At 72.2% G+C, this 25,485-nt stretch carries 20 protein-coding genes and 1 pseudogene; 9 read left to right on the top strand and 12 right to left on the bottom strand.

The features are described from left to right. Window positions 1-170 precede the first annotated feature (170 nt). Window positions 171-1,388 (top strand): sensor histidine kinase, encoded by a 1,218-nt coding sequence (locus tag KBX21_RS10760; protein ID WP_210841809.1) that lies wholly within the window; start codon window positions 171-173, stop codon window positions 1,386-1,388. After that, window positions 1,376-2,023: a response regulator transcription factor gene (locus KBX21_RS10755; RefSeq protein ID WP_049579847.1), complete on the top strand. Its 648-nt coding sequence runs from the start codon at window positions 1,376-1,378 to the stop codon at window positions 2,021-2,023. The genes KBX21_RS10760 and KBX21_RS10755 overlap by 13 nt, the downstream gene beginning before the upstream one ends. 51 nt (window positions 2,024-2,074) lie before the next feature. On the opposite strand, the gene KBX21_RS10750 is transcribed toward KBX21_RS10755, so the two are convergent. The 4 genes from KBX21_RS10750 to KBX21_RS10735 form a co-directional block, all read right to left on the bottom strand. Continuing rightward, window positions 2,075-2,968, bottom strand: coding sequence for a bile acid:sodium symporter family protein (locus KBX21_RS10750; RefSeq protein ID WP_049579846.1), 894 nt, complete (start codon window positions 2,966-2,968; stop codon window positions 2,075-2,077). 180 nt (window positions 2,969-3,148) lie between these two features. Beyond that, entirely contained in the window at window positions 3,149-3,700 is a 552-nt protein-coding gene (locus tag KBX21_RS10745; RefSeq protein ID WP_210841808.1) for an ATP-binding protein, read from the bottom strand. A gap of 181 nt (window positions 3,701-3,881) precedes the next feature. Then, window positions 3,882-5,417, bottom strand: a complete 1,536-nt coding sequence (locus KBX21_RS10740; protein ID WP_210841807.1) for a glycerol-3-phosphate dehydrogenase/oxidase — start codon at window positions 5,415-5,417, stop codon at window positions 3,882-3,884. A gap of 52 nt (window positions 5,418-5,469) precedes the next feature. Continuing rightward, the gene (locus KBX21_RS10735) at window positions 5,470-6,066 is read right to left on the bottom strand and encodes a TetR/AcrR family transcriptional regulator (RefSeq protein WP_049574374.1); all 597 of its coding nucleotides are present in this window, start codon (window positions 6,064-6,066) and stop codon (window positions 5,470-5,472) included. A gap of 17 nt (window positions 6,067-6,083) precedes the next feature. Here KBX21_RS10735 and KBX21_RS10730 point away from each other — a divergent pair, with 17 nt between their 5' ends. Next, entirely contained in the window at window positions 6,084-7,724 is a 1,641-nt protein-coding gene (locus KBX21_RS10730) for an FAD-binding oxidoreductase (RefSeq protein ID WP_210841806.1), read from the top strand. 59 nt (window positions 7,725-7,783) lie between these two features. Here the strand turns inward: KBX21_RS10730 and KBX21_RS10725 are convergent, their stop codons facing one another. Both KBX21_RS10725 and KBX21_RS10720 read right to left on the bottom strand, forming a co-directional pair. Further along, entirely contained in the window at window positions 7,784-8,410 is a 627-nt protein-coding gene (locus KBX21_RS10725) for a hypothetical protein (RefSeq protein ID WP_210841805.1), read from the bottom strand. A 565-nt stretch (window positions 8,411-8,975) separates the two neighbouring features. Beyond that, entirely contained in the window at window positions 8,976-9,944 is a 969-nt protein-coding gene (locus tag KBX21_RS10720; RefSeq protein ID WP_234003989.1) for a hypothetical protein, read from the bottom strand. 151 nt (window positions 9,945-10,095) lie between these two features. Here KBX21_RS10720 and KBX21_RS10715 point away from each other — a divergent pair. Together KBX21_RS10715 and KBX21_RS10710 are read left to right on the top strand one after the other, a co-directional pair. Next, a pseudogene (locus tag KBX21_RS10715) lies at window positions 10,096-12,628 on the top strand (ATP-binding protein); the annotation flags it as partial. Then, a complete protein-coding gene (locus KBX21_RS10710; RefSeq protein WP_049574387.1) occupies window positions 12,612-13,289 on the top strand; it encodes a response regulator in 678 nt (225 codons plus the stop codon). The pseudogene KBX21_RS10715 and the gene KBX21_RS10710, both read left to right, overlap by 17 nt. Before the next feature lie 3 nt (window positions 13,290-13,292). On the opposite strand, the gene KBX21_RS10705 is transcribed toward KBX21_RS10710, so the two are convergent. Then, a complete protein-coding gene (locus KBX21_RS10705; protein ID WP_049574390.1) occupies window positions 13,293-14,216 on the bottom strand; it encodes an aminoglycoside phosphotransferase family protein in 924 nt (307 codons plus the stop codon). A gap of 249 nt (window positions 14,217-14,465) precedes the next feature. Continuing rightward, entirely contained in the window at window positions 14,466-15,143 is a 678-nt protein-coding gene (locus KBX21_RS10700; RefSeq protein WP_049574394.1) for a sirohydrochlorin chelatase, read from the bottom strand. Between the two features lie 806 nt (window positions 15,144-15,949). On the opposite strand from KBX21_RS10700, the gene KBX21_RS10695 reads away from it, so the two are divergent. The 3 genes from KBX21_RS10695 (at window position 15,950) to KBX21_RS10685 (ending at window position 18,537) form a co-directional block, all read left to right on the top strand. Continuing rightward, a complete protein-coding gene (locus tag KBX21_RS10695; RefSeq protein ID WP_210841803.1) occupies window positions 15,950-16,762 on the top strand; it encodes a nucleotidyltransferase domain-containing protein in 813 nt (270 codons plus the stop codon). Between the two features lie 43 nt (window positions 16,763-16,805). Continuing rightward, the gene (def, locus tag KBX21_RS10690) at window positions 16,806-17,357 is read left to right on the top strand and encodes a peptide deformylase (protein WP_210841802.1); all 552 of its coding nucleotides are present in this window, start codon (window positions 16,806-16,808) and stop codon (window positions 17,355-17,357) included. Window positions 17,358-17,565: 208 nt separating this feature from the next. Next, a complete protein-coding gene (locus tag KBX21_RS10685) occupies window positions 17,566-18,537 on the top strand; it encodes a hypothetical protein (protein ID WP_049574405.1) in 972 nt (323 codons plus the stop codon). Here the strand turns inward: KBX21_RS10685 and KBX21_RS10680 are convergent. The 3 genes from KBX21_RS10680 to KBX21_RS10670 all read right to left on the bottom strand — a co-directional run bounded on the left by KBX21_RS10680 (window position 18,524) and on the right by KBX21_RS10670 (window position 22,079). After that, entirely contained in the window at window positions 18,524-19,813 is a 1,290-nt protein-coding gene (locus KBX21_RS10680; protein WP_199776604.1) for an MFS transporter, read from the bottom strand. The two genes, KBX21_RS10685 and KBX21_RS10680, sit on opposite strands and share 14 nt — an antisense overlap. A gap of 62 nt (window positions 19,814-19,875) precedes the next feature. After that, window positions 19,876-20,673 (bottom strand): alpha/beta hydrolase, encoded by a 798-nt coding sequence (locus KBX21_RS10675; protein ID WP_049574407.1) that lies wholly within the window; start codon window positions 20,671-20,673, stop codon window positions 19,876-19,878. A gap of 17 nt (window positions 20,674-20,690) precedes the next feature. Further along, entirely contained in the window at window positions 20,691-22,079 is a 1,389-nt protein-coding gene (locus KBX21_RS10670; RefSeq protein ID WP_210841801.1) for a CPBP family intramembrane glutamic endopeptidase, read from the bottom strand. A gap of 180 nt (window positions 22,080-22,259) precedes the next feature. Here KBX21_RS10670 and KBX21_RS10665 point away from each other — a divergent pair, with 180 nt between their 5' ends. Then, window positions 22,260-24,419: an elongation factor G-like protein EF-G2 gene (locus KBX21_RS10665; RefSeq protein WP_210841800.1), complete on the top strand. Its 2,160-nt coding sequence runs from the start codon at window positions 22,260-22,262 to the stop codon at window positions 24,417-24,419. Window positions 24,420-24,686: 267 nt separating this feature from the next. Here the strand turns inward: KBX21_RS10665 and KBX21_RS10660 are convergent, their stop codons facing one another. Further along, a complete protein-coding gene (locus KBX21_RS10660) occupies window positions 24,687-25,442 on the bottom strand; it encodes a M48 family metallopeptidase (RefSeq protein WP_210841835.1) in 756 nt (251 codons plus the stop codon). Between the last annotated feature and the right edge of the window lie 43 nt (window positions 25,443-25,485).

Below are 25,485 nucleotides of genomic sequence, written 5' to 3'. Positions count from 1 at the left end.
CTCCCTGTGTCGGCGCGTGGCGGGGTCCTCACGGTAGCCGGACAGGGCCCGGTGGAGCGTGCGGTGGCCGGTTCCGGTAGCCAGCTGTAGTGCCCGGCCCCCTCAGGTACCCCAGACTGGTGCGAGTCGGCGGATCGACGCCGTCGAGGAACCTGGCTGAGGAGCACGGAATGCGGAAGGTGTGGGATCGGCCGTTACGGGCGTGCGGCCGCCTGCTGGCGGCGCTGGTCTTCGGGATGATCACCCTCGTGATGGCACCCCTGACCCTGGTGGTGGCCTTGGCGCTCCCGTTCAGCGGGGTGGGGACGTTCCTGGCGTCCCGGTGGGTGCGGCTGGTGACGCGTTGGGCCGACTGGAACCGGCTGCGTGCCGCAGGGTGGCTCGGGGTCGACGTCCCCGACCTGCCGCGACCGCCCGACCACGGCTTCCGTGCGCTGGTGGGCGCACCCGCCACGCACCGGGTGCTCCTGTGGATGCCGCTGTTCTCGGTGGTGAGCATCCTGCTCGGGTGCCTGGCCCTGATCGGCCCCGGCATGCTGGTCAACACCGTCGACTCACTCCTGTGGTGGGCGTACCCGGCCGGGTTCCAGCCCGAGCAGCTCGGGTTCGCGGTGGACGGCTGGGGGGCCGCCGTGATCTCCGCCGCCCTCCAGTTCGCGGTCGGCGTGGCGATCCTGCGGTGGGTGACGGTGCCGATGTGCGACGCGCACGCCCGGATGTGCGTCCGCTCCCTGGCCCCCTCCGAGCAGGAGGTGCTCGCCCACCGCGTGGACGAACTCCAGCGCACGCGCGCCGGGGTGGTGGACGCGCACGGCGCGGAACTGCGACGGATCGAACGCGACCTGCACGACGGCACCCAGGCCCGGCTGGTGGCGATCGCCATGCAGCTGGGCGTGGCGAAGGAGGCCGCATCGGACCCCGCGGTCGCCGCCCTGCTCGAACAGGCGCACACGGGAACCGAGGAGGCCATGACCGAGCTGCGCGACGTCATCCGGGGCATCTACCCGCCCATCCTCGCCGACCGGGGCCTGCCGGGCGCCCTCACCGCTCTGGCCGGGCGGACCACCCTGCCGGTGCGGCTGGACGTGACCGACCCGGGCACCCTGCCGGTGGCGGTGGAGACCGCCGCGTACTACGCGGTCACCGAGTCGGTCACCAACGCGGTCCGGCACAGCGGCGCGGAGACGATCTCCGTCCGCCTGGAACGCGAGGACGACCTGTTGAGGGTCGAGGTGTCCGACGACGGGCACGGCGGTGTGGACGAGACCGCGGGAAGCGGGGTCCGGGGGCTGCGCCGCAGGGCGGCCGCGTTGGACGGGAACGTGACCGTGTACAGCCCCGCCGGGGGACCGACGACGCTCAGGGTGGAACTGCCGTGCGGATCGTGATCGCCGAGGACAACGTGCTGTTGTCCGAGGGCCTCAAGCTGCTGTTGTCCACCCGGGGACACGAGGTGGCCGCGGTGGCCGAGGACGTGCCCGCCTTCGCCGCGGCCGTGGACCGGCACCGCCCCGACCTCGCCCTGGTGGACGTGCGCCTGCCGCCGAGCTTTCGCGACGAGGGCATCCACGCGGCCATCGCGGCCCGCGCCGCCCACCCGGGGCTGCCCGTTCTGGTGCTGTCCCAGTACGTCGAGCGCGACTACGCGGGCGAGCTGCTCTCCGACGGCCAGGGCGGGGTGGGCTACCTGCTCAAGGACCGGGTGGGTCGGGTGAGCGAGTTCGTGGAGGCCCTGGACCGGGTCGCCGGGGGCGGCACCGTGATGGACCCGGCCGTCGTCCGGCAGCTGCTCACCTCCCGCAGGCGGGACCCGTTGGAGACCCTGACCGCCCGGGAGCGCGAGGTCCTGGCCCTCATGGCGGAGGGGCACGACAACGGCGAGATCGCGGCGCGGCTGGTGGTCACCACCAACGCGGTCCACAAGCACATCGGCAACATCTTCCACAAGCTGGACCTGGCGCCCACGGACAGCGGCCACCGCAGGGTGCGGGCGGTCCTGGCCTACCTGAGCCACCGGGTCTGAGCCCCCGAGGCCAGCTGGCGGGCCGGGGTGTGCCGCTCGGCGGCGTGCGGGTCAGGCGGCCCGCGCCCCGGCCCGGTCCTCTCGGGCCCCGCGACGGTTGAGCAGGGCACCGGCGGCGGCCGCGGTGAAGAACATCAGCACGCCGTACACCGCCGAGGGGATGGCGATCTCGGTGCTGTTCAGGACGGTCACGGCGATGGTGAGCGACAGCGTGGTGTTGTGCAGGCCGATCTCCATGCAGGACGCGACGGCCTCGGGGCGCTCGGTGCCCACCAGGCGAGGCGCCCAGTATCCGATCACGAGGCTGACCACGTTGAAGACCAGGACCATCAGGCCGACCGAGACGATGTATTCGGGCAGATTGGCCCACTCGGCGGCGATGGCCCCGACGATGACCGCGACCAGCACGAGGATGGAACCGAGCTTGACCGGCTTCTCCATGCGCTCCGCGAAGGCGGTCAGCTTCGCGCGGACGAGCATGCCGATGGCGACGGGGATGAGGATGACCGCGAAGACCTGGACCATCTTGTCGGTCTGGAGGCCGATGGACCCGCCCTCGGTGAAGTAGCCGAGCGAGAACCCGGTGATCAGCGGCAGCGTCACCATGGCGGTGAGCGAGTTGATCGCGGTCAGCGAGATGTTGAGCGCGACGTTGCCCTTGAACAGGTAGCTGTACAGACTCGCGGTGGTGCCGCCCGGGGACGCGGCCATCATCATCATGCCCACCGCCAGCAGGGGCGAGAGGTCGAAGTGGGTGACGAACACCAGGACCAGACCGAGGCAGAAGAGCGGTAGCAGGACGATCTGGCAGCCCAGGACCAGGACGATGGTCCAGGGCATGGAGAGCAGCCGGGTGAAGTCCCGGACGGTCAGGGAGAGTCCCAGGCCGAGCATGATGATGCCGAGGGCGAGCGGCAGGCCGATCGTCGTGAGCGCGGAGTCCATGGGGGGGCACCTTGGGGGAAGGGCCGCTGGGGGCGGCGGAGGGGCGGTCGGGGTGGTCGCGTGACCAGGGTGTACCGGAACGGCACGATGCGGTGACCTACGCCACAAAGCTACTAACAGGTAGGAAATAGTGGCACGCGTCACCCCGACTGACAAGACCAGAAGCCCCTCCACGCCAGGTCAGGCGGCGGGCCAGGAGCTCCCGGTCATGTCATAGGCCAGGTGGAACCACACCTTGCGAATGCTGGGGTGCCCGTTGTCCCCCCACGTGGTGGCGAAGCTGTCGATCAGCGCCAGCCCCCGGCCGTCCTCGGCGGTGAGGCGTTCCTCGGGGGGCGACGCGAACAGCTGACCCCCCTCGCCTCTCAGCGCGTTGACCGGGGTCCCGTTGTCCCTGCACGTGACCGTCAGCCCGTTCGGCCCGCGGTCCACGCGGATCACGAAGCTCTGACCCGGCTCACCCGACCTGCTGTGCCGGATGGCGTTGGTGGCGAGCTCGGCGCCGAGCAGGGTGAGGACGTACTGGTAGTCCGAGTCCCGACCGGCCGCACAGGTGTCCAGGAAGGCGCGGACCATGGGCACGCTGACGGGCTCACCCGCGAACTCCCACCGGCGCTTGGTGAACGGGACCGGAACACGCCCGTTGAAGTAGTGCCGGTACTCGTCCGGGACCCTCGCGAGAACACCGTCCTCGTTCCTGGTGAGGGTGGGCACGGCAACGAGCGTGGGCATGACTGACTCCTTCGGCGGGGCGGCACAGTGGACGGGCGCGCCGGAACGGGGGCGGCTGCGGGAGCGTCCGAGGGGGGAGGGGGAGGGCTCGAACCGGTATGACCTTACGCGATCACATCGTCGCGGAACAGGGGATCCCGGTGTGGTGAGTTCCCGAATTCACCGCATCCGTTCCCTTTTCTCACTCCGCCAGGGCCAGCGCCGCCTTGGCCGCGCCCTCCGCGCGCTCCCGGTCGGTGTCGACCAGGGCCAGCCTGCTGCGGCGTTCCAGCAGGTCCCCGACGTTCAGAGCTCCCTCGTGCCGCACGCCGAAGCGCAGCTCGGCGGGGGTGATGCCACGGGCGACGGGCGTCAGCGCCGCCGGATCCCCTCCGGCCTCGGCGACCACGTCGAGCGCCTCGGTCCCGTACCGGGCCACCAGGTGGCGCGGGGCGTCCAACGCGTCGAGTTCCTCGTGGGAAGCGGCGCCCACGAGCGGGATCGCGCGGGTGCGGCAGGCGCTCGCGGGGAGACGGTGCGCCGCGACGAGCGCGTCCACGGTCTCCTCCGCCATCGCGCGGTAGGTGGTGAGCTTGCCGCCGACCACCGTCACCGTCCCGTTGGGCGCGACCGAGACCGAGTGCTCACGGGAGAGGTTGGCGCTGGTGTCGTCGCCCTGGAGCAGCGGCCGCAGCCCCGCGAAGGAACCGATGACGTCCGCCCTGGTCAACTTGGCCCTCAGGGCCCGGTTGAACTGGGTGAGCAGGAAGTCCACGTCCTCCTCGGGGACCTCGGGGACCCGGACTGCGGGGCCGTCCACGGGCTCGTCGGTGAGCCCTGCGAAGACCCGGCCGTCGGGCTGGGGCAGCGCGAACACGAACCGGCTCACACTCCCCTCCAACGGGACGGTGAGCGCGGCCGTCGGGTGGCCGAGGCTCGCCCCGTCCAGGACCAGGTGGGTTCCCCTGCTGGGGCTGAGCCGGATACCGGGGTCGAGGGCGTCGGCGTGCACACCGGTCGCGTTCACCACCCCGCGCGCCCGGACCGGGATGATCCGGTCGGTGAGTTCGTCACGCAGGACCACCCCGTCCGCGCTCACGCTCTCGGCGGAGCAGCGGGTGATGATCCGGGCACCCTCGCGGGCGGCGGTTCGGGCGATGCCCACGACCAGGCGGGCGTCGTCGACCAGCTGGCCGTCGAAGGACAGGATGCCGCCGAGCAGCCCCTCGGTCCGCACCCCGGGCAGGAGGCGAGTGGTCTGGCGGGCGTTGAGGAGGCGGGGGGCGCGCAGCACCGAGGACGGGGTCCCGGAGAGCACGCGCAGGAGGTCGCCCAGACCCATACCCGCGCGGACGAACAGGGAGCGGGCCAGGCCGGAGTCTCGGAAGACGGGCACCACCATGGGCATGGGTCGGACCAGGTGGGGCGCGGTGACGCGCATGAGGACGTCGCGTTCGCGGGCGCTCTCGTAGGCAATGCCGACCTGCCCCTTGGCGAGGTAACGCAGCCCGCCGTGGACCAGTTTGGAGCTCCAGCGGCTGGTGCCGAACGCCAGGTCCTCGCGTTCGACGAGCACCGTGGACAGTCCGCGCGAGGCGGCGTCCAGGGCCACCCCCGCGCCGGTGACTCCCCCGCCGACCACCAGGACGTCCACCTCGGGACGTGCCTCCAGTTCGGCGAGGTCGGCGGCGCGCCGGGCGGCGTTCAGGGATGCGGACCGGGTCTGCTGCTGACGCATCGGGGCGTCCTTTCCGATGAGGTGGGCCGGAGCAGGGGCCGGGAACAGTGGGTCAGGGCCTCAGGTAGCCGTCCAGCATCGTGGACAGTTCGTCGACCAGGCCGTCGTGGTCGAGGACCTCGGCGAGGAGGCGGTGGGAGGTCACGGTGTTCTGCACGGTGACCATGAACAGGTGAGCGAGGACGGCGGGGTCTCCCCCGCGCACAGAACCGTCGGCCTGCCCCTCGGCGACGGCCGGTTCGAGGAGTTCGAGCGCGGCCAGGTGGCTGCTGCCCAGCCGGTGGAAGGTGTAGGTGGCCAGGAGTTCGGGTTCGGTGTCCACGATGCGGGTGACCAGCGGGTGGGCGAGCATCGCGCGGGCGACCCTGGCGGCGTGCCGGACCAGTTGCGTGCGGATGCTCTCCGTGCCGTCCGATCTGTTGGTCCCGCCGGTGCCCACCTCCTCGGCGACGAGGATGCGCCGGAGCTCGCGGGTGAGCAGGTCCGCGACCAGAGCGGTCACGTCGGGCCAGCGCCGGTAGACGGTGGGGCGGCTGACGCCCGCGCGCCGGGCCACGTCGGTCAGGGTGGTGCGGCGGACGCCGAAGGCCTCGACGCAGGCGCGGGCCGCGTCGAGGATGTCGTCCTCTACGTTACGTTTTGACGCCATGTGTAAAACTGTAGAGCATGACCCACGATGCGCGCACTGAACACGCCCCCGTCAGCCTCGCCGACACCGTCGGCACCGCTCCGGACATGAGCTGGTACGCCTGGGGCGACCCCGCCAAGGCGAAGGAGCTCGAACCCGGGCTGCGTGAACTGGTCTCCCAGGTGTTGCGCGCCAGGACCAGGGACATGCCCCCGGTGGCCCCGGAGGACGTGGAACTGCCCGCCTCCCGTCTGGACGGTCCGCTGACCGCGAGGTTCACCGAGGTCCTCGGGGCCGAGCACGTCATCGTGGACGACGCCGCCCGCCTGGTCCACTCGGGCGGCAAGAGCACCCCGGACCTGCTCGCCCGCCGCGCCGGGCGGGCCCCCGCCCCCGACGCCGTTCTCTATCCCGCCGACCACGACGAGGTGGAGCGGGTCCTGGCGCTCTGCTCGTCCGAGCGCGTCGCGGTGGTGCCCTTCGGCGGCGGCACCAGCGTGGTGGGCGGCGTCTCCCCCGTCGACGGCGGCTTCCGCGCGGTGGTCACCCTGGACCTGCGCCGTCTGAACCGCCTCGTCTCCCTGGACTCGACGTCCCTGACCGCCGTCCTCGGCGCGGGGGTGCGCACCCCGCACGCCGAGGCCATGCTGGCCGGGCACGGGCTCACCCTCGGGCACGTGCCGCAGAGCTACGAGTACGCGACCATCGGCGGATACGCGGCCACCCGCTCCAGCGGCCAGGCCTCCGCGGGCTACGGCCGGTTCGAGGACATGGTGGTGGGCCTGCGGGTGGCCACCCCGCGCGGCACCCTGGACGCGGGCGGTCCCCCGGCCTCCGCCGCCGGGCCCGACCTGCGCCGTCTGCTGGTGGGCTCGGAGGGCACGCTGGGCGTCATCACGGAGGTGGCCGTGCGCGTGCGCCCGAGGCCCGAACGGGTCCTGGACGAGGCCTGGTCCTTCCCCGACTACACCACCGGGGTGGAGGCACTGCGCACCCTGGCCCAGTCGGACACCCGGCCGACCATGGCCCGTCTGTCCGACGAGACCGAGACCTTCGTGAACGCCGCCCTCGGCGGGCGTGAGGCCGTGCCCGGCTGCCAGGCGGTGCTGGGGTTCGAGGGAACCGGGACCGAGGTCGGGGCTCGCTCGGCCGTGGTCCGACGGGTCATGGAGGCTGCGGGCGGCACCCCGCTCGGCCCGGACCCGGTGGCGCACTGGCGCGAGACCCGCTTCCACGCGCCGTACCTGCGCGACACCCTGCTGTCGGCGGGGGTCCTCGCCGAGACCCTGGAGACCGCCGCGTCCTGGAGTGACCTGCTGCCCCTGTACACGGCCGTGACGGAGGCGCTGACCGGCGCCCTCGACGACGAGGAGAGCGGGGCCGTGGTGCAGTGCCACGTCTCGCACACCTACGCCACCGGCGCCTCCCTGTACTTCACCGTGGCCACGGGGGCCGGCACGGACCCCGCCGCGCGCTGGGACCGTGCCAAGCGGGCGGCCTCGGACGCGATCGTGGCCAACGGCGGCACCATCACGCACCACCACGCCGTGGGCACCGACCACCGTCCGTGGATGGAGGCGGAACTCGGCCCGCTGGGCGGCGAGGTGCTGCGCGCGGTGAAGTCGGCGCTGGACCCGGAGGGCGTGCTCAACCCGGGCAAGCTCATCCCGGAGGCCTGAGCGCTCGGCGGAGGGAGAAGGGGCGCGGACCCGTCGGGGGTCCGCGCCGGTCCGGGCGCTCAGATGGCCGGTTCCGCCTCCCGGGAGACCTGCCGGTACAGCTGCTCGGAGAGCCGCTCCACGTAGTCGAGGGTCTCCGCCTCGTCGTAGTGGCCGTAGAGGTTGTGGCCGCCCCAGACACGAAGGTTGGCAGTGACGAAGTCGAAGTTGGCCAGGGCGGCCCGGTCGGCACTGCCCGAGTCCTCCAGGATCGCGACGGTCCCCGCGTCCCCGACCCTGGTCTCGCGCCAGTCGAGCACATCCCGGCCCAGTTCCTCGTCGAAGGTGCCGCCGCCCTCCCAGTTCAGGCGACGTTCCTGCACCAGCTCGACGACGAACTCGTTGAGTTCGCGGGCGGCTTGCGCGTCCTGCGGGTGGGGTTCGAACAACCAGACGGTGAGCCACAGTGGTTCGCGGTCGTCGCGGTCGCTCACCTGGCAGGACAGGAGGCCGAGCACCTCGGGGTCCCCTCCCCCGGTGTCTTCCCGCCTGCCCTGGAAGTCCCGGTACTGCCCGGTCGCCCTCGGGCTCCGGACGCCGGGGATCTCGTCGGTGATCTCGCGCGGCAGCACGGTCCCGCACCCCGGCAGGGAGGCGTAGGGTCCGTCGCCTCCGGAGAGGGACGCCACCACCACCCCCGTGGACACCAGAAGCAGGGCGACCGTCCCGATGCCACTCAGGATCGGCCCCCACCTGCGACGGGGTCCCCCGCCCGGTCGGGGATGGCCTGGGCCGGTGGGCCGGGGCCCCGACGGCGGTGGACCGGGTGGGCCCGGCTGCCCAGGGAAGGGACCCTGACCGGGCTGACCCGGGAACGGCTGCTGACCGGGCTGGCCCGGGAACGGAGGCTGCCACGCCTGCCCCGGCTGCCCCGGGAAGGGATGCCGCCCCGGCTGGCCCGGGAAGGGATGCGGACCGGGCCGCCCCGGGAACGGCTGCTGCCCCGGCTGCCCGGGGAAGGGGTCGGGCGAGCCGTGGGAGCCCGGTGCTCCGTGTGGACCGTGTGGGGGCGGGGGCTGTCCCATGGAGGTGCCTCGTGATCCGTGTCACTGGAAGACAGGTGTCTTCGGAAGGGGGATGCGTAACCCCCTCACTTCTACCCGGCACCGACCCCGCGCACCCGGTCACGGGCGCCGTCTGTCTGCTCCCGGCCATTCCGGAACGGCGCGCTCCGACCCCGCATCCGTCCCGTGCGGGGTCGGAGCCGACCGCCTACTTCTCGGCCGACCGCTTGAACTGGCGGGCGAGGTCACCGCTGACCGACTCGACGGAGTTGAACAGTTCCTGCACCTCACGAGCGTTCTCGGTGTCGCTGACCACGATCCCGCCCGCGATGTTGTCCGTGACGAACGCGCCCATGGCGAAGCCGTAGGTGTCGCCACCGCCCTCGGCGGTGGTGGCCACCGCGACGCCCTGGTCCCCGACCGACGTGTAGTTCCACAGAACCTGCCCCGTCGTGCCGTACCCGGGGTCCATGTCCGAGATCTCGCCGGGTTCGGCGGGCTCGTCCAGGAAGTCCTCGGTCACCTCCTCCTCGGTGAAGACCTCGTCCACCTCCTGGAGCGCCACCTGGTCCTCGGGGTCGAACAGCTCCGCGTAGACCTCGACGCTGACGCCGTTCGCCTCGCCCGAGCACGACAGCGTGCCGTACGACTCGCCGATGCCGTTGGACTCCGGGTCGAACTCACCGGACAGCGAGGGGACGGACCCCTCGAAGACGGGGCTCAGGACGTCGCTGTCGAAGGCGTCGGCGCAGTTGTTGGGCATGGACGTGTACACCGAGCTGGAGTTGACCGCGATCAGGACCCCGCCGAGGGCCGCGACGAGCACCACGGCGCCGACCGCCGCCCCGACGATCAGACCGGTCTTCTTCTTGGGAGCACCCTGCGGGCCGTGGCCGGGCGGGTACTGCCCGGGGGCGCCGTACGGGGGAAAGTGGCCGGGAGGACCCTGCGGAGGTTGCTGACCGAAACCTGCGGGCGGCCCCTGCGGCGGCTGCTGCCCGTATCCGGGCGGCGGGCCCTGCGGGGGGAACTGGCCAGGAGGACCCTGCGGCGGCTGGCCGTACCCGGGCGGCGGCCCCTGCGGCGGCTGCTGGCCGTACCCGGGCGGCGGGCCCTGAGGGGGCTGCTGGCCGGGGTAGGGGCCCTGCGGGCCGTTCGGGGGCGGGGGCTGTCCCATGGGGCTACCTCGTGGTCTGATCTGTAGAAATCGGGCCCTTCAAGTTCTACCGGACACCGGACGTGAAGAATCTCCCCGCGTCCTCTTCCGGTCACCTTCCGTCGTCGGGATCACACCCCGACGAGGGCGTCCGCGTCCTCGCGCACCCACAATGGGACACGTGAAAGGAACACTCCGTATCCACCTGGGCTCGGCCCCCGGGGTCGGGAGCACACACCACGCGCTGGCCGAGGCCAGACGCCGGGCCGAACGCGGGACCGACGTCGTGGTCGGCGCGGTCCACACCCACCGCCGCGCCAAGACCTCGGCTCTGCTGGAGGGCCTGGAGACCGTCCCTCCGCTGCCCACCGGTTCGGTGGACACCGCCGCGGTGATCACCCGCGCGCCCCGGCTGGTCCTGGTGGACGACCTCGCCCGGCCCAACGGACCAGGGTCCCCCAACCCCACCCGTTGGCAGGACGTGGAGGAACTCCTGTCCGCCGGGATCGACGTCCTGTCCACCGTGGGCGTCCACCACCTGGACTCGCTGTACGACGTCGTCCACCAGATCACCGGGGTCCGGCCCGAGTACACCGTCCCGGACCGGGTGGTGCGCGCCGCGGCCGAGATCGAGCTCGTCGACGCCACCCCGCAGGAGCTGCGCCGCCGGATGGCCCACGGCGACCTGCACCCCGCCGAGCGGGTGGACGCCGCGCTGGCCGACTACTACCGCGAGGGGAACCTCGCGGCCCTGCGCGAACTCGCCCTGCTCTGGACCGCCGACCGGGTCGAGGAGGGGCTCAGCCACTACCTGGGCGAGCACGAGATCCGCGACACCTGGGAGGCCCGTGAGCGGGTCGTGGTGGCCCTGACCGGCGGGCCCGAGGGCGAGACCCTCATCCGCCGTGCCGCCCGGGTGGCGGCCCGCTCGCGCGGCGGGCGCCCCCAGCCGAGCCATCTGCTGGCGGTACACGTGGTGCCGCCGAGCGGGATCGGTGAACGTCCCACCGGGGAGCTGCTGCGGCAGCGGCACCTGCTGGCGGAGCTGGGCGGCACCTACCACCAGGTGGTCGGCGCCGACGTGCCCTCGGCGCTGCTGGAGTTCGCGCGCGGCGCCCACGCCACGCAGATCGTCCTCGGTTCCTCGCGCAGGCGGACCTGGCAGTACGTCTTCGGCCCCGGCGTGGGCACGGTGGTGGCCCGGGAGTCCGGCGACATCGACGTGCACATCGTCACGCACGAGGAGGTGGGCCGGGGGCGCTGGCCGCTGCCCCCTCCGGGACGCGGCCTGAACGAGCACCGGCGGCTGTGGGGGTGGACGCTGTCCCTGATGGCGCCGCCGTTCGTCACGCTGGTGCTGGCGCTGCCGGTGTTCTCCGAGGTCGGTCCGGCCGCGGACCCGCTGTTCCTGTTGCTGATCACCGTGGCCACGGCGGCCGTGGGCGGTCTGCGCCCGGCTCTTGCCTCCGCGCTGTGGAGCGCCGTCCTGCTCACTGTGCTGCTCTCACCCCTGCACGGCCGACCATCGGTGTCCCTGGACAACTTCCTGTCGATGACGGCGTTCATCCTGGTGGGCGGGTTGGTGGCCACCATGGTGGAGATGGCCGCCCGGCGGTCGTCGCAGGCCCTGCGAGCCCGCGCCGAGGCGGACGCGGTCGCCCTGCTGGCGGCGAGCGTGCTGTCCGGGAACGAACCGCTCCAGGCGCTGCTGCGGCGGATCAGGGAGACCTTCGGGCAGCGCTCGGCGACCCTGTTGGAACGCCTGGACGACGGCCGCTGGTACCCCGTGCACAGTGTGGGCGCACCGGCGTGCGAGGCCCCCGACGAGGCGGACGCCCTGGTGTCGGTCTCCGATTCCGTGGCCCTGGCGTTGCGCGGACGGGTGCTGCCCGCCGCCGACCGCGGGGTGATGGAGGCCTTCGCCACGCACGTGGGGATCGCCCTGGAGCACCAGCGGCTGGCCTGGGACGCCGCCGAGGCGCGCGGCCAGGTCGCGGGCAACCGCATCCGCACGGCGCTGCTGGCCGCGGTCTCGCACGACCTGCGCACACCGCTCACCTCCATCAAGGCGAGCGTGTCCAGCCTGCGCGCCACGGATATCCAGCTCTCGGAGGAGGACCGCGCCGAACTGCTGGAGACCGTCGAGGAGTCGGCGGACCGGCTGGACCGGCTCATCGGGAACCTGTTGGACATGAGCCGGGTGCAGACCGACAGCGTGCGGCCGCAACTGCGGGCGGTGGCGTTGGAGGAGGTGCTCCCGGCGACGCTGCTGGGGGTACCGGGCGACGCGGTGGTGGTGGACGTCCCGGACGGTCTGCCCCGGGTGCGCGTGGACGCGGGGCTGCTGGACCGGGCCGTGGCCAACGTGGTCACCAACGCGGTGCGCTACAACCCCGATCCGCGCACCCCTGTGCTGGTCGCGGCCAGCGCGCACGGCGACAGCGTCCAGCTGCGGGTGGTGGACCGCGGGCCGGGCGTCTCCGACGAGGCCAAACAGCGGATGTTCGAGGCCTTCCAGCGATTGGGCGACGCACCCCAGGGAACCGGTGTGGGGCTCGGCCTGGCGGTGGCGCGTGGTTTCGTTGAGGCGATGCACGGCACCCTGGCCCCCGAGGACACCCCGGGGGGCGGGCTGACCATGGTGTTCACCCTGCGTGCGGTGGACGAGGCAGACAAATGAGGAGCGGCATGCGGGTCCTGGTCGTCGACGACGACGTGCAGATCATCCGGGCGATGCGGATCAACCTGAGGGCGCGCGGCTACGACGTGGACACCGCCCCGGACGGCGAGAGCGCGCTGCGCCTGGCCTCGGAGCGCCACCCCCACGTGGTGCTCCTGGACCTCGGGCTGCCGGACATGGAGGGGGTGGAGGTGATCCAGCGGCTGCGCGGGTGGTCGCAGGTGCCGATCATCGTGCTCTCGGCCCGGCACTCCGCCGGGGAGAAGGTGCGATGTCTGGACCTGGGCGCGGACGACTACGTCACCAAGCCGTTCGGGATGGACGAACTCCTGGCCCGGATGCGGGCCGCCGAGCGCCGCGCGGTCCAGGCGGAGGAGGCCCCGGTGGTGCACACCGACTCCTTCGACGTGGACCTGGGCGCCAAGCGCGTGACCCGGGGCGGCGAGGAGGTGCGCCTCACCCCCACGGAGTGGCACATCCTGGAGCTGCTGGCCCGCAACGCCGGTCAACTGGTCAGCCAGCGCCAGCTCCTGCACGACGTGTGGGGGCCCAACTACCAGAACGAGACCAACTACCTGCGGGTCTACCTGGCCCAGCTGCGCCGCAAGCTCGAACCCGACCCCTCACACCCGCGCCACCTCATCACCGAGGCCGGGCGCGGCTACCGCTTCGAGAGGGAGGGCTGAGCATCACTGGGTGACCGCTCCGCACAGGTCCATCATCAGGTCGAACTCCACCGAGTCGGTCTGCCCTCGGTTGGCCTTGGCCACCGCGAAGCACGGGGCGAAGGCGCGCACCCACTCCATCATCCGGTCGGGGTCCACGGACATCGTCCGGGAGAGCACGTCCACGCGGCGTTCCACCTCGGCGACGTCTGCGGCCCTCCACACCGCCCAGTCGACCGCGTCGGCGGCGCCGTCGCCCAGGCAGGCGCGGGGGTCGAGGACCACCAGTCCGCGTGCGCCGCCGTCGATGACGTTGCCGGGGTGGAGGTCGCCGTGGAGCGGGACGACGTCGACGTCACCGTGGGCCAGGTCGCGGGCCTTGGCCGCGCCGCGGTGCATCGCGGCGGCCGGGACGGTGTCCGCCGCGGCGCCCTCCTCCCGTTCGCGGCCCCACATCTCGAACACGAACTGCACCCGGGCGCTGAGCGGGCGCAGTTCCATGCGTTCGGCCTGGCTGACCTCAACCGAGTGGAGTTCGGCGATGAGGCCGCCGATGGTCTCCATGGACGGGACCACACCGCTGGCCGCCACGGTGTCGCCCTCGACCCGTTCCATCAGGAAGGCGCCTCTGTCGGGGTCCACACCCCACACGTCGGGCACGCGCCGGGAGGGCGCCCACATGCGGAGGAGGTCGGCCTCGGATACGGAGAGCCAGCTGTCCGGGGAGAGCTTGAGGACCCCCTCGCCACCGTCCGCTCTGCGCACGTAGAGGACGACGGAGGTGCGCCCGTGCGGGGCGGGGCCCTCGACGGTCAGCCGCCACTCGGAGGCCAGCTTCTCGACGATCGCGGGCAGTTCCGCCAGCCACTCGGTGACGTGTCCCCCGAAGCGCCTCTCCAGACGGCGACGCTGCTGGGCGTCGACGAACTGCGCTGTGCCGTCGTTCATACATCCACCTTCGGTTCGCTCACGCCGATGCCCGCCGTGGAGGGACCGCGCACCGGGTTGACGTTCGGGTACCTCGGGGCCGTGGCCGCACCGTCGCCGCGCCGCGAGGGCGTCGAGGCGACGGCGGGGACCGCGTCGCGGGTGCGGGGAGTTCCCGCCCGTGAGGCACATACCCATCCTCGCGGCGGTGGTAACGGCGTCGTGGCTGTTCGTGGCGGTGCCGTCGAAAGGGGCACCGGCCCCGGCAGGTCAGGCCAGGCGCCTCTTGGCCGCCCGGTGCTGGGCGAGGAGCGTGTCCACGACCAGTTCGGAGGGCCACAGCGGCGCGGTGATCGCGGTGGTGTCCAGGCGGCGGAGGAGGTCGAAGTCGGGTCCGTCGACCAGCCTCCAGGCCGCCACCGCGACCTGGTCGCGGCCGTCGCGGCGCAGCCGTTCGACGGCGTCGATGACGGAGGGAGCCCAGGTGCGCAGGTACCCGACCTGGACCGGGGAGGACAGGCGTCGGCTCAGCATCCGGGCCACGTCCATGACCACCTGACGTTCCTCGGTTCCGGTCGTGCCGTCGGCCGCCAGGACCACGCCGTCGTCGGGCCTGCGACCGGAGTCCGCGAGCCGTGCGGCGAGGTCGGCGACGATGGACGGGACCGCTCCCAGGGGCGGGGTGTGGCAGGAGTCCTCCATGCGGCCGAGGTCCAGACGGGTGAGCAGGTGGGCGCTGGCGACGTCGCCCCCGGCGACGAAGGCGGGCACCACCACCTTGGGGCCACGGACGGCGTGGACCGCCGCCCTGACCTCGTCGGGGCTGCCGAAGGCCGCTGATACGGGCGCCTCGCCGCGTGCGGCCACCGCCTCGGCCAGCCCGCACAGGGCCTCGCGTCGGTGGGCGTCTCGGGAGTCGTCGGCTACGAGAACCATCGTGGGGACCATGATCGGCTCCTTGGGATCGCTGAGGCGTCTGCCATGGTCCACCGAGCGTAGGCACGTGGGATTTCTGGAAAGCACCCCAGTGTTACGCGGAGGAAAACAGCAGACAATGGCTGTGGTGGTTATCACCTGGGGAAGTCTTGGTGAATCATAACAATCCACCACGAACGTCGGCGTGTCCACTTCCACTGAGAGTGGCGTGCGTCTCCGACCGAAGACGGGGGAACTCCCGTGAATCTCGGGGATTTTCGCGGTGACACCGATGACCTCGTGGAACATGCGAATATCCTGACAAGTGAAGGCCGCGCCACGCCCGTGGGTACCGGGTCCCGATTCTTTGCTACCTCCGGGACACGCCCCCCGAAGAATTCTCCCGACCTCTCCAGAGAAATCCCTTGCGAATAAGCGACCGTGGCGAATGCACGGGCCGTATGCACGTGCCACGGAATGCGCACGTTCCCGAACACGCGGAGGATGGGGGCCCGGCCTGACGGAGACGCGCCCGCGACGCCCTCCGTTGCCACACCGGGACACCTGTTGTCAAGGGTGCGCACTCCCCCTCTACGGCAGAACCACACACCACCTGACGTGGGGAGACAGGGTGCGAGTCCGGCGTGATCACTTGCGATACCCCCGCACCGGCAGCACACTGGGAACCAAATGGGCAGGGACCTCGGGTCCCACCAACGTCCCGCTGTCCCACCCGGCACGAGTCGGAGGGGACTCCCCACAGCGCGACGGGGCCGCCCACCCCGCCACACGGACAACACCACCGAAGACCACCGAACCGTCCCAGACTGGAGTTGAGCATGGCCGTCCACCCTCGGGTGCAGACGCTGACCCAGGCTTTCCTCGCCAACGCCGACCAGGAGGCCCCTGGCCTGGTCCAGGGCCTCTACCTGACCGGTTCGGTCGCACTCGGCGACTTCCGCCCACACACCAGCGACGTCGACTTCGTCATCGTGACCGGCCGCCGCGCCGAGCCGGAGGACCTGGACGCCCTGCGCCGCGCGCACGCGCGCACGCGCGGCGAGGTCCCCCGCCCCCAGTTCAACGGCATCCACGTCACCTGGGACGAGCTCAACCGCGACCCCTCGGCCTGCGGTCCGGTCCCCTCCGTCACGAACGGCCGCTTCCGTGACCGCGCCGCCGTCGACGTCAATCCGGTGACCTGGCACGTCCTCGCCGACCGGGGGGTCACCGTACGCGGCCCGCACCCCTCCGAACTCGACGTGTGGGACGAGCCCGAGAGCCTGCGCACCTGGTCCCTCGGCTCCCTCGACGAGCACTGGAGCCGCTGGCGGGAGAAGGCCGGACGCCTGGTCACCCCGCGCGGCCTGGCCGTCCTCGGGTCGCTGGCCCCCTCCTGGAGCGTGCTGAGCGTCAGCCGCCTGCACTTCACCCTCAGGACCGGCGAGATCACCTCCAAGTCCGGCGCGGGCCTGTACGCCCTGCACGCCTTCCCCGAACGCTGGCAGCGCATCGTCAACGAGTGCCTGCGCGTCCGGCGCGGCGCCCAGGCTCCCTCCCTGTACGAGAGCGCCCTGGCCCGGCGCCGTGCCGCCCTCGACTACATCGAGATGGTCCTGGACGAGTCCCTGCGTCCGGGTCTGGCCACCTGACCTCGCCGGTCGGCCCACCGAACCGGGCAACTAATCTGGGGGCATGACCATGCGCCCCATCGTCCGCTTCGGCGACCCCGTCCTCGTGACCCGGACCACACCCGTGACCACCTTCGACCAGCGCACGGAGAAGCTGGTCCGAGACCTCCTCGACACCGTCGACGCCCCCGGGCGCGCGGGGGTGGCCGCCACCCAGATCGGGGTCGGCTCCCGCGTGTTCAGCTACGACGTCGAGGGCCGCACCGGATACGTGATCAACCCCGAGATCGTCGAGCTCTCCGAGGAGCTCCAGGACTGCGACGAGGGCTGCCTGTCGATCCCCCGCCTCTGGTACCAGAGCCGCCGCGCCCAGCGGGCCGTGGTCCGGGGCGTCGACCTGCGCAACGAGCCGGTCACCGTCGAGGGAACCGGTCTGATGGCGCAGTGCCTCCAGCACGAGACCGACCACCTGGACGGCATGCTCTACATCGACCGGCTGGACGCCGAGACCCGCAAGCGGGCCCTGCGCGACATCCGCCGCTCTGACTGGTTCCTGCCCTCGGAGAAGCCCGCACCCTCGACCTCCGTCCGTCTGCCCAGCGCGTTCGGCGGCTGACACCCACCCGGTACCGGACGTTCGGGGTGGTCACCCGCTCCGGGTATCTTCTGGACAGACCCCCGCTCAACCCCCACAGCAACGCGAGTCAACTCACTGTGCACGTATCACCGAGACCTCGTATGGTCCGCTGAGCAACTCCCCTCCCGTGACGGCGTAGCCGTCCCCCCGGCGCAGCGGATGCTCTCGGATCATCCACGGAGCAGAAATGACATCCACTCCTCGTAACGCCTCTCGTCGCGGCCGGTTCACGGCGTCAGTCGCCGCCATGACCGCACTCGTCCTCGTCGGCCTGCCCGGTGCGGCCCACGCCGACCCGGACGACGACGTCGACATCGACGAGCTGAACCAGCGGGCCGAGGAGCTGGAGGAGACCTACGACGGCGAGCTGCTCCAGTACACCGAGATCAAGGACCGGGTGGAGACCGCCGAGGCGGACCTGGAGGAGCTCGACGAGCGCCTGGAGAAGTCCCGCGGCGGGGTGTCGGCGATCGCCGCCGCCCAGTACAAGGGCGACGGTTTCGACCCGACCCTGCAGATCGTGTTCTCCAGCCAGCCCGAGGACATGTTCGCGGACGCCGCGACCGTCGACTACCTGGGCCAGAGCCAGGCCGAGCAGATCGCCGAGCTCATCTCGCTCCGCGACGAGCAGGCCGAGCTCACCGGCCAGCTCCAGGACGAGATGTCGGAGGCCTCAGAGCTGATCGACGAGCTGGAGGAGCAGCGCGAGGAGGTCACCAAGCGCATCGAGGAGTACGAGGCCGAGCAGGTCCCCGAGGCGCCGGAGAACCCGGGCAACGGGTCGATCCCCGACAGCGCGCGCGGGGGCGGCTGGGACCAGACCACGCCCCGCATGGCGGCCATCCGCGACGAGGTCATCATGCAGTTCGGCGCGCCCTACCCGGTGGGCTGCTGGCGCCCGAGCAACGACGACCACGGCACCGGTACCGCCTGCGACTTCATGATGAGCGCGAACGGCGCCCCGCCCTCAGCCGAGAACAAGGCCCTCGGCCAGCAGATCTCGGACTACGGCATCGCCAACGCCGACCGTCTGGGCATCAAGTACATCATCTGGGAACAGCAGATCTGGCAGTCGACGTCACGCCAGTGGACCTGGATGAACGACCGGGGCGACCTGACCCAGAACCACTACGACCACGTGCACATCAGCTCGTACTGATCCTGCGGCGCGGCGCCCGGGCCCGTGCGAGCGGCAGGACCGCGACCAGGGCCACGGCGACCACCGCGAACGCGGGGCCGTACCCCGTGAGCTGGATGAGCAGGCCGAGGCCGACCGCCCCGACCCCGGTGCCCGCGTCGAACCCGATGTTCCAGGCCGCGCTGGCGCGGCCGTAGCCGGTCGGCCCCGCGCGGCCCAGCATCACCGTGACGGTCTCGTTCTGGACGGCGCCGAACCCGAGGCCGAACAGCGCCGAGCCGCCAAGCACCAGCAGGGAAACGCCCAGGCCGGGCGTCCCGTCCCCGTTGGCCCACAGCCCGGCGGTGAGCAGGCCCGCGCCCGCAGCCGCCGCCAGCGTTCCCGGCATCAGCAGCACGGTGCGCCGGTGGCGGTCGTACAGGACACCGGCGGTCCACCTCCCCGCGACGACGCCGAGCGCGTAGGCGGCCAGCAGCGAGCCGACCAGCCAGGCCGCGCGTTCGAGCGGGATCGCCAGGAAGGTGACCACGCCGCTGGCGGCCGAGGACACCGCCAGCATGATCACCAGCGGCGCCGCGAGGGCCACGATCAGCGTCAGTCCGCGCGGGGAGGCCGGGGCCTCGTCCGTGCCGACTTCGTCGTGTCCCGCTCCGCGCAGCGCCGCCCGGTTGCGGCCACCGTCGGCGAACCAGATGCCGGAGGCGAGCACCGCCGCAACCACGCCGCAGATCCCGGTGAGCCAGAAGGCGGTGTCGAACCCGAGGCTGAGCGCCAGCGCCACCCCTCCGGGCAGGATCACGATCTGCGGCAGGCCGACAGCCAGGCCGTAGAAACCGGTGGCCCTGCCGACCTGTTCCCTGACCACCAGCCGGGCGGCCAGAGCCGTTCCGGCCACGGTCACCATCCCGAAGCCGACGCCCCGCACCGCCGAGATCGCCACCAGCGGGCCGAGGTCCGTGGTGAGGGCGAACAGCGGCATGGGCAGGCCCATGATGAGGGAGCCCACCGGGAAGGCCCACCGGTACCCGCCCGCGTGGTCCAGGAGCCACGGCATGGCCAGCTGGGTGAGGACGGTCGTGAGCATGAAGGCAGCGGTGGTGCCGCCCGCGCCGAACTCGCCCGCGCCGCCCCGGCTGGCCCAGAGCGGCACGAGGGGGAGGACGGCGGCGAACCCGCACAGGCTGACGGCGGTGGCCATGATCAGGAGGCCGAAGCCCCGCCCCCGGAGCCCGGGAAGGTCGTCGCCGTTGGGGGCGGGGGCACCGCTCGCGGCCGAGGGGGAACCAGATCGGATCATCCGTCCTTTCTAACCGAGCCGTGGCGCACTGTCGACACGGCTCGTCCCACCCCTCCGGTCCCCTAGCCCGGCTGTTGCGGCTGGGGCAGCCGCTCCCCCAGCCAGACGCGCAGGCGGTCCACGAGCTGGGGGGTGACCGCCCGTTCCGCGTGGCCCATCCCCGGGATGATCCAGAGGTCCTTGGGCTCGTGCGCCGCGTCGTGGATGGCGGTGGCGTGCGAGACGGGGAAGTAGCTGTCGGTGTCGCCGTGCACGACCAGGAGCGGGACCGGCGCGACCTCCCCGGCGACCTCCCGCGGTTCGGCAGGAGTGGGGTTCCAGCGCTGGTCGGTGACGCGGACCTTGCGGAAGCGCCGCAGGAAGGCGCGGCCGAAGCTGCGGCCCACCCCGAAGGTGAGCAGGCGCATGGAGCGGGACCCCCGGTAGTACCAGCGGCTGGGGGCGCTCACGGACACCACGGCGCTGACCCCACCGAAGATGGCGGCGTGCCGGATGGCGACGGCTGCGCCCATGGAGAAACCCAGGGTGGCGATGCGGGTGTAGCCGAGGGCGCGCAGACGGCCCACGACCGCTTCGAGGTCGTGGATCTCCGCGTTGCCCACGGTGCTGCGTCCGCCGGACCCGTGGTGGCCACGGAAGTCGAAGGTCATCACGTCGCCGACGGACAGCAGGCCCTCGGCGACGGCGCGTGTGTGGGGGCTCCGGTAGGTCCCGGTGAAGCCGTTGGCCAGGACCACCACGGTCGTTCGGGGCGCGGCGGCGCGCAGCAGCACGGCGTCGATGCCCACCCCGTCCGAGGTGGTCAACCAGAAACGGTTCTCCTGGGGCTGGGCGATGGAGTGGTCAATGGCGTCGGACACCACTCCATCGTGCACGATCAGTCCCGGTACGGGGAGTGCGGCCCCGGTGTGTCGCCCCCGGCCCCGTGGCCCGGGGGGTGGCCCGTGAACCCCTGGGGCGGCGGTGGCTGATGTGGCGGTGCCTGGTGTGACGGTCCCGGCGGGAACGGCCTCTGCTGGGGCTGACCCGGGCCGGGAGGGTAGCCCGGCGGTGGCCCCTGCGGGTGCCCCATGGGGGGCGGCCCCTGGGGCTGCGGCCCCTGCGGGTGCCCCTGACCGTACCCGGGAGGCGGTCCCTGCGGGCGCGGCGGCTGCGGCGGGTACGGGTGGGGGTTCGCGTGCGGCGGCACCGAACCGTAGGGGGGTGTACCCGCGTGCTGCCCACCGGTCACCGGCGGCCCCTGGTCCGGAGGTCCCTGGGGCGGGAGGCCGCGCGGCGGCGCCTGGGCGTCGGCGGGCTCCCGGCCCACCGGCTCCGCCTCCTGGTCGACCGCCTCGAACTCGCCCGTGCGGCCGTACTCGTCGTCCGCGTAGTCGTCGGCGTACTCGTCCTCGTACTCGTCGTCGTAGTAGTCGTCGAGGCGCAGGGCCTCCTCGGCGGCCTCCCGCTCCGAGGCCGGGGGGAAGACCACCGAGCGCAGGTTCAGCGCGACGTGCACCACCACCGGGACGACCAGGCTGCCGGTGCCCAGGTACAGCACGGTGAACAGGGTGCCGGAGAAGCCCGCGCTGAGCAGTCCCCACCAGCCCTGGTAGGCGTGGGCCAGCGAGAAGAGCACGACGGACAGCACCGCCGCGATCCACAGCGGGACGTCCATGCTGGCGACCAGGGTGATGAACAGGCCCCGGTAGAGGAGTTCACCGAACACGCCGCCGGTGACCGCCATCCCGGCGGCCAGCGCCCTCTCGCGACCGGTGCGCGGCAGCAGCAGGTACTGCCTGTGGCCCGGTTGCGGCAGGGTCATGGGCTTGGGGGCGCTCCGGCGTCCCCGGTGCGCCTTGCGGCCCCGGCGCCCGCCCTCGGCCTCGGCTCCGCGCCGGGAGCGCCGGGACGGGATCGGCAGGCGGTCCCGGGTGGGCAGGCCGTTGACCAGCACCCAGAAGGCGGCCAGCGCGATGGTGCCGCCGATCGCGGCGCCCACGATGGGCCCGAAGGCGTCCGGGGTACGCAGACCCAGGTCCACCAGGTTCAGGTTGGGCGACAGCAGCAGCACCACGAGGACCAGCAGGCCCCACAGCACGTGGATCGCCATCGTCACCGCGTACAGCAGCCCGAGGGCGCGCTCGTCGCCGTTCTCACGGCGTGACAGCCACGCGAACGCGCGCCGTCCGAGCAGGGGTTCGCCGAACGCCGCGAAGAACAGCAGCAGGACCGTCAGAAGGGTCCCGGCGAGACTGAATTGAGGGAGACTCTCCGACCATGGCACGGGCACAGCCTAGAAGAACGACCCGGGTCATAGAGCCACACAAGCGCCCATGACGGAAGTCGACCGGCGTACCCCTTGTGGTCGGAGCCGTGAAGAGCGACGGTGGAGGGTGTCGCAGGTCACTCAAGCGGTGGTCCTGTTCGGCCACCGCCCGGACCCGGAAGGGCTGGGTAGACGAGGATGGTTGATCGAGCCGAAGCCGTACCCGGGGCCGACAGGCCCCAGGACATCCGCAACGTCGCGCTGGTGGGACCCGCCGGCGCGGGCAAGACGAGTCTGGTCGAGGCGCTGCTCCTCGCCGCCGGGGAGATCAGGCGCCCCGGCAACGTGGAGGAGGGCACTACCGTCAGCGACCACGACGAGGTCGAGGTCCGCCAGAGGAGGTCGGTGCACCTGACCGTCAACCCGGTCATGGTGGGCGACGTCAAGGTCAACCTGCTGGACACCCCGGGTTACGCCGACTTCGTCGGCGCGATGCGCGCCGGGCTGCGCGGCGCCGACGCCGCCCTGTTCGTGATCTCGGCCATGGACGGCGTCGACGGGCGCACCCGCATGCTGTGGGAGGAGTGCGCCGCCGTGGGCATGCCGCGCGCGGTGGCGGTCACCAAGATCGACCATCCGCGCGCCGACTTCGACGCGGTGGTGGCGCGCTGCCAGGAGGCGTTCGGCCCCGGCGTGCACCCGGCGTACGTGCCCGCCATGCGGGGTTCCGGGGATCAGCGCACCCTGGTGGGGCTCTGGGGGCTGGTCTCGGAGCGCTACCACGACTACTCGGAGAGAGGCGGTCCGGGCTCCGCGCCCGTCCCGGGCGCGACCCCCGACTGGCTGCGTGCACAGGCGGGCCCGCTTCGGGAGACCCTCATCGAGGAGGTCATCACCGAGAGCGAGGACGAGGCGCTCATGGAGCGCTACATGGAGGGCGGGGAACTCGACCCGGACCTGCTCATCGCGGACCTCAAGGAGGCGGTGGCGGCGGGCGGTTTCCACCCCGTGCTGGCTCTCAGCCCGACCCACGGCGTGGGCGTACGGGAGCTCCTGCGCGAACTCCCGCTCTCCTGCCCCGACCCGACCCGGCGCCCGTTCCCGTCGGTCGCCCGGCCGGACGGCCGACCGGTGGAGGGGTTGTCGTGTGACCCCGACGGTCCGCTGGTGGCCGAGGTACTGAGCACCACCAGCGACCCCTACGTGGGCCGGGTCAGCCTCGTCCGGGTGTTCTCCGGGACACTGCGGCCCGACACCGAGGCGCACCTGCACGGCCACGGCGTACACACCGGACCGCACGACCCGGTGGAGCTGGACCGCTCCGGGGACGACGAGCGGCTGGGGTCGCTCTCGGTCCCGCTCGGCGCGAGGGCGCGGACGGTGGGCGAGGTGATCGCCGGTGACCTGTGCCTGGTGTCGAAGCTGCCCGAGGCCCGGACCGGAGACACGGTCTCCTCGCCCGAGATGCCGCTCCGGGTGTCGCCCTGGCACTTCCCCGAACCCACCATGCCGGTGGCGATCCACGCGGCCTCCGCCTCCGACGAGGACAAGCTGTCCCAGTCGCTGGCCCGCCTCCTGGCCGAGGATCCCTCGCTACGGGTGCGGGTGAACCCGGAGACCCACCAGCTGGTCCTGTGGTGCCTGGGCGAGGCCCATCTGGACGCCTCCCTGGACCGGCTCGAACACCGCTACGGCGTCCGCGTGGAGACCGAGGACGTCCTGATCCCGCTGCGGGAGACCTTCACCGTCCCCGTCCAGGGAACGGGCCGCAACGTCAAGCAGAGCGGCGGGCACGGCGAGTTCGGGGTTTGTCGGATCAGGGTGGAACCGCTGGGGCCCGGCGCGGGGCTGGAGTTCGTGGACCGGATCGTGGGCGGCGTGGTCCCCCGTCAGTACGTGCCCTCGGTGGAGAAGGGCGTCCGCGCGCAGATGGCCGAGGGCGTGGGCGACGGGCACCCGTTGGTGGATCTGCGCGTGACGCTCTACGACGGCAAGGCGCACTCGGTGGACTCCTCCGACGCGGCCTTCCAGAAGGCCGGGAGGCTCGCGCTGAGGGACGCCGCCGCGTCATCGAAGCTGGCGGTCCTGGAACCGGTGGACGCGGTGACGGTGGAGGTCGACGACACCCACCTGGGCGCCGTCCTGAGCGACCTGTCCGCCAGGCGCGGTCGCGTGGTGGGAACCGAGGCCGCACCCGGCGGCCGGGTGGTGGTCCGGGCGGAGGTCCCCGAGCAGGAGATCGTGCGTTACGCGGTGGAGCTGCGTTCGGTCTCCCATGGCACCGGGCTGTTCACCCGCGACTACCTGCGCCACGAGCCGCTGCCCGCCCAACTGAGCCACCGTCTGGGACACCAGTAGGCGCGACGCGAACCGGGCACCTCAACCGGAAAGGCGAGCCATCACACCGCAGCCACCGGGGATTCCGTAGCAGGACGTCCCAGCCACACGCAGAGGGCCAACTCGGCACCTCAGCCACAGGCGTGAGCCCCGCCCGTACGCCCCGGCCGCAAGGGGGGTGCTTGGTTCGGCGCCGGAGATCGCGAGGAACGAGCCATCACACCGAAGACACCGAAGGTTCCTCTGCAAAGGCGCCGAACAGGAAGCGGAAACCCAGGAAGAACACAGCTACAACACCCGCCCCGGCGTGGACCGGTCGGCCAACGCGGCGAAGCGGAACGTGTTCACCGGGTGGCTGGACAGGAGGTTGACCAGCATCACGAAGAAGCCGGTGTCCGTGTGGGCGCGCGCGGCGATGTCGTCGAAGTCCACGGCCGGGTACAGGTACTTGCCCGCGGCCAGGACGCGGATGCCCGGTACGCCCTCCGGGCAGAACTCGTAGGCGTGGTTGTCGGCGGTGTACTCCTGCGCTCGGCCCAGGGTGCTGCCCACCCCCGGGATCACCTGGGCGATGGAGACCGCGAACTGGCGCCAGAACGAGGTGTGCCCGGCGGCGATGTGGCCCACCTCGTGGCCGATCACGAACCGCAGCGCGTCGGGGTCTCCGAGGCGGTGCCCGACCTCGAACAGGTCGCTGTGGACGGCCACGTAGCGGCGGAAACCGTGCCCGGAGGCGAACGCGTTGATGACGCCGTTGCCCAGCACGATGTAGGCCTCCGGCACCTGGCTCATCCCGAAGGAGCGGGCGGCGTCGGCGACCATCCGGTACGCCTCCGGGAACTGCGCCTCGGTGATGCGTACGCCGTTGACTCTCTGTCGGGCGTAGAGCTGACCGCGCACGAAGAACACCAGCAGGGGGATGCTCAGTAGCAGCAGGGGTTCGTTGGGGTCGCCGGACAGCGCCCGGCTGACCGCCCCCACGACGGCGAGGACCGTGACGGCGACGCATCCCGCCAAGAGGGGTGTCTCCCGGTGGTGGCGCAGGGAGCGGCGGACGCGGGGGTCACCCCATCGCCAGAGGCTGGCC

This window comes from Nocardiopsis sp. B62, from assembly GCF_018070675.1.
In the GTDB taxonomy this organism is placed as follows: Bacteria; Actinomycetota; Actinomycetes; order Streptosporangiales; family Streptosporangiaceae; genus Nocardiopsis; species Nocardiopsis prasina.
Note: the sequence above shows the minus strand (reverse complement) of the source record. Positions and strands in the feature narration are given on the sequence as shown.

What these genes read in the sequence shown, in the direction of transcription:
- KBX21_RS10745 (WP_210841808.1), bottom strand. Translation starts at nt 3,700, where the DNA reads ATGCCCACGCTCGTTGCCGTGCCCACCCTCACCAGGAACGAGGACGGT.
- KBX21_RS10730 (WP_210841806.1), top strand. Translation starts at nt 6,084, where the DNA reads ATGACCCACGATGCGCGCACTGAACACGCCCCCGTCAGCCTCGCCGAC.
- KBX21_RS10740 (WP_210841807.1), bottom strand. Translation starts at nt 5,417, where the DNA reads ATGCGTCAGCAGCAGACCCGGTCCGCATCCCTGAACGCCGCCCGGCGC.
- KBX21_RS10750 (WP_049579846.1), bottom strand. Translation starts at nt 2,968, where the DNA reads ATGGACTCCGCGCTCACGACGATCGGCCTGCCGCTCGCCCTCGGCATC.
- KBX21_RS10705 (WP_049574390.1), bottom strand. Translation starts at nt 14,216, where the DNA reads ATGAACGACGGCACAGCGCAGTTCGTCGACGCCCAGCAGCGTCGCCGT.
- KBX21_RS10695 (WP_210841803.1), top strand. Translation starts at nt 15,950, where the DNA reads ATGGCCGTCCACCCTCGGGTGCAGACGCTGACCCAGGCTTTCCTCGCC.
- KBX21_RS10710 (WP_049574387.1), top strand. Translation starts at nt 12,612, where the DNA reads ATGCGGGTCCTGGTCGTCGACGACGACGTGCAGATCATCCGGGCGATG.
- def (WP_210841802.1), top strand. Translation starts at nt 16,806, where the DNA reads ATGACCATGCGCCCCATCGTCCGCTTCGGCGACCCCGTCCTCGTGACC.
- KBX21_RS10720 (WP_234003989.1), bottom strand. Translation starts at nt 9,944, where the DNA reads ATGGGACAGCCCCCGCCCCCGAACGGCCCGCAGGGCCCCTACCCCGGC.
- KBX21_RS10735 (WP_049574374.1), bottom strand. Translation starts at nt 6,066, where the DNA reads ATGGCGTCAAAACGTAACGTAGAGGACGACATCCTCGACGCGGCCCGC.
- KBX21_RS10680 (WP_199776604.1), bottom strand. Translation starts at nt 19,813, where the DNA reads ATGATCCGATCTGGTTCCCCCTCGGCCGCGAGCGGTGCCCCCGCCCCC.
- KBX21_RS10685 (WP_049574405.1), top strand. Translation starts at nt 17,566, where the DNA reads ATGACATCCACTCCTCGTAACGCCTCTCGTCGCGGCCGGTTCACGGCG.
- KBX21_RS10665 (WP_210841800.1), top strand. Translation starts at nt 22,260, where the DNA reads ATGGTTGATCGAGCCGAAGCCGTACCCGGGGCCGACAGGCCCCAGGAC.
- KBX21_RS10760 (WP_210841809.1), top strand. Translation starts at nt 171, where the DNA reads ATGCGGAAGGTGTGGGATCGGCCGTTACGGGCGTGCGGCCGCCTGCTG.
- KBX21_RS10700 (WP_049574394.1), bottom strand. Translation starts at nt 15,143, where the DNA reads ATGGTCCCCACGATGGTTCTCGTAGCCGACGACTCCCGAGACGCCCAC.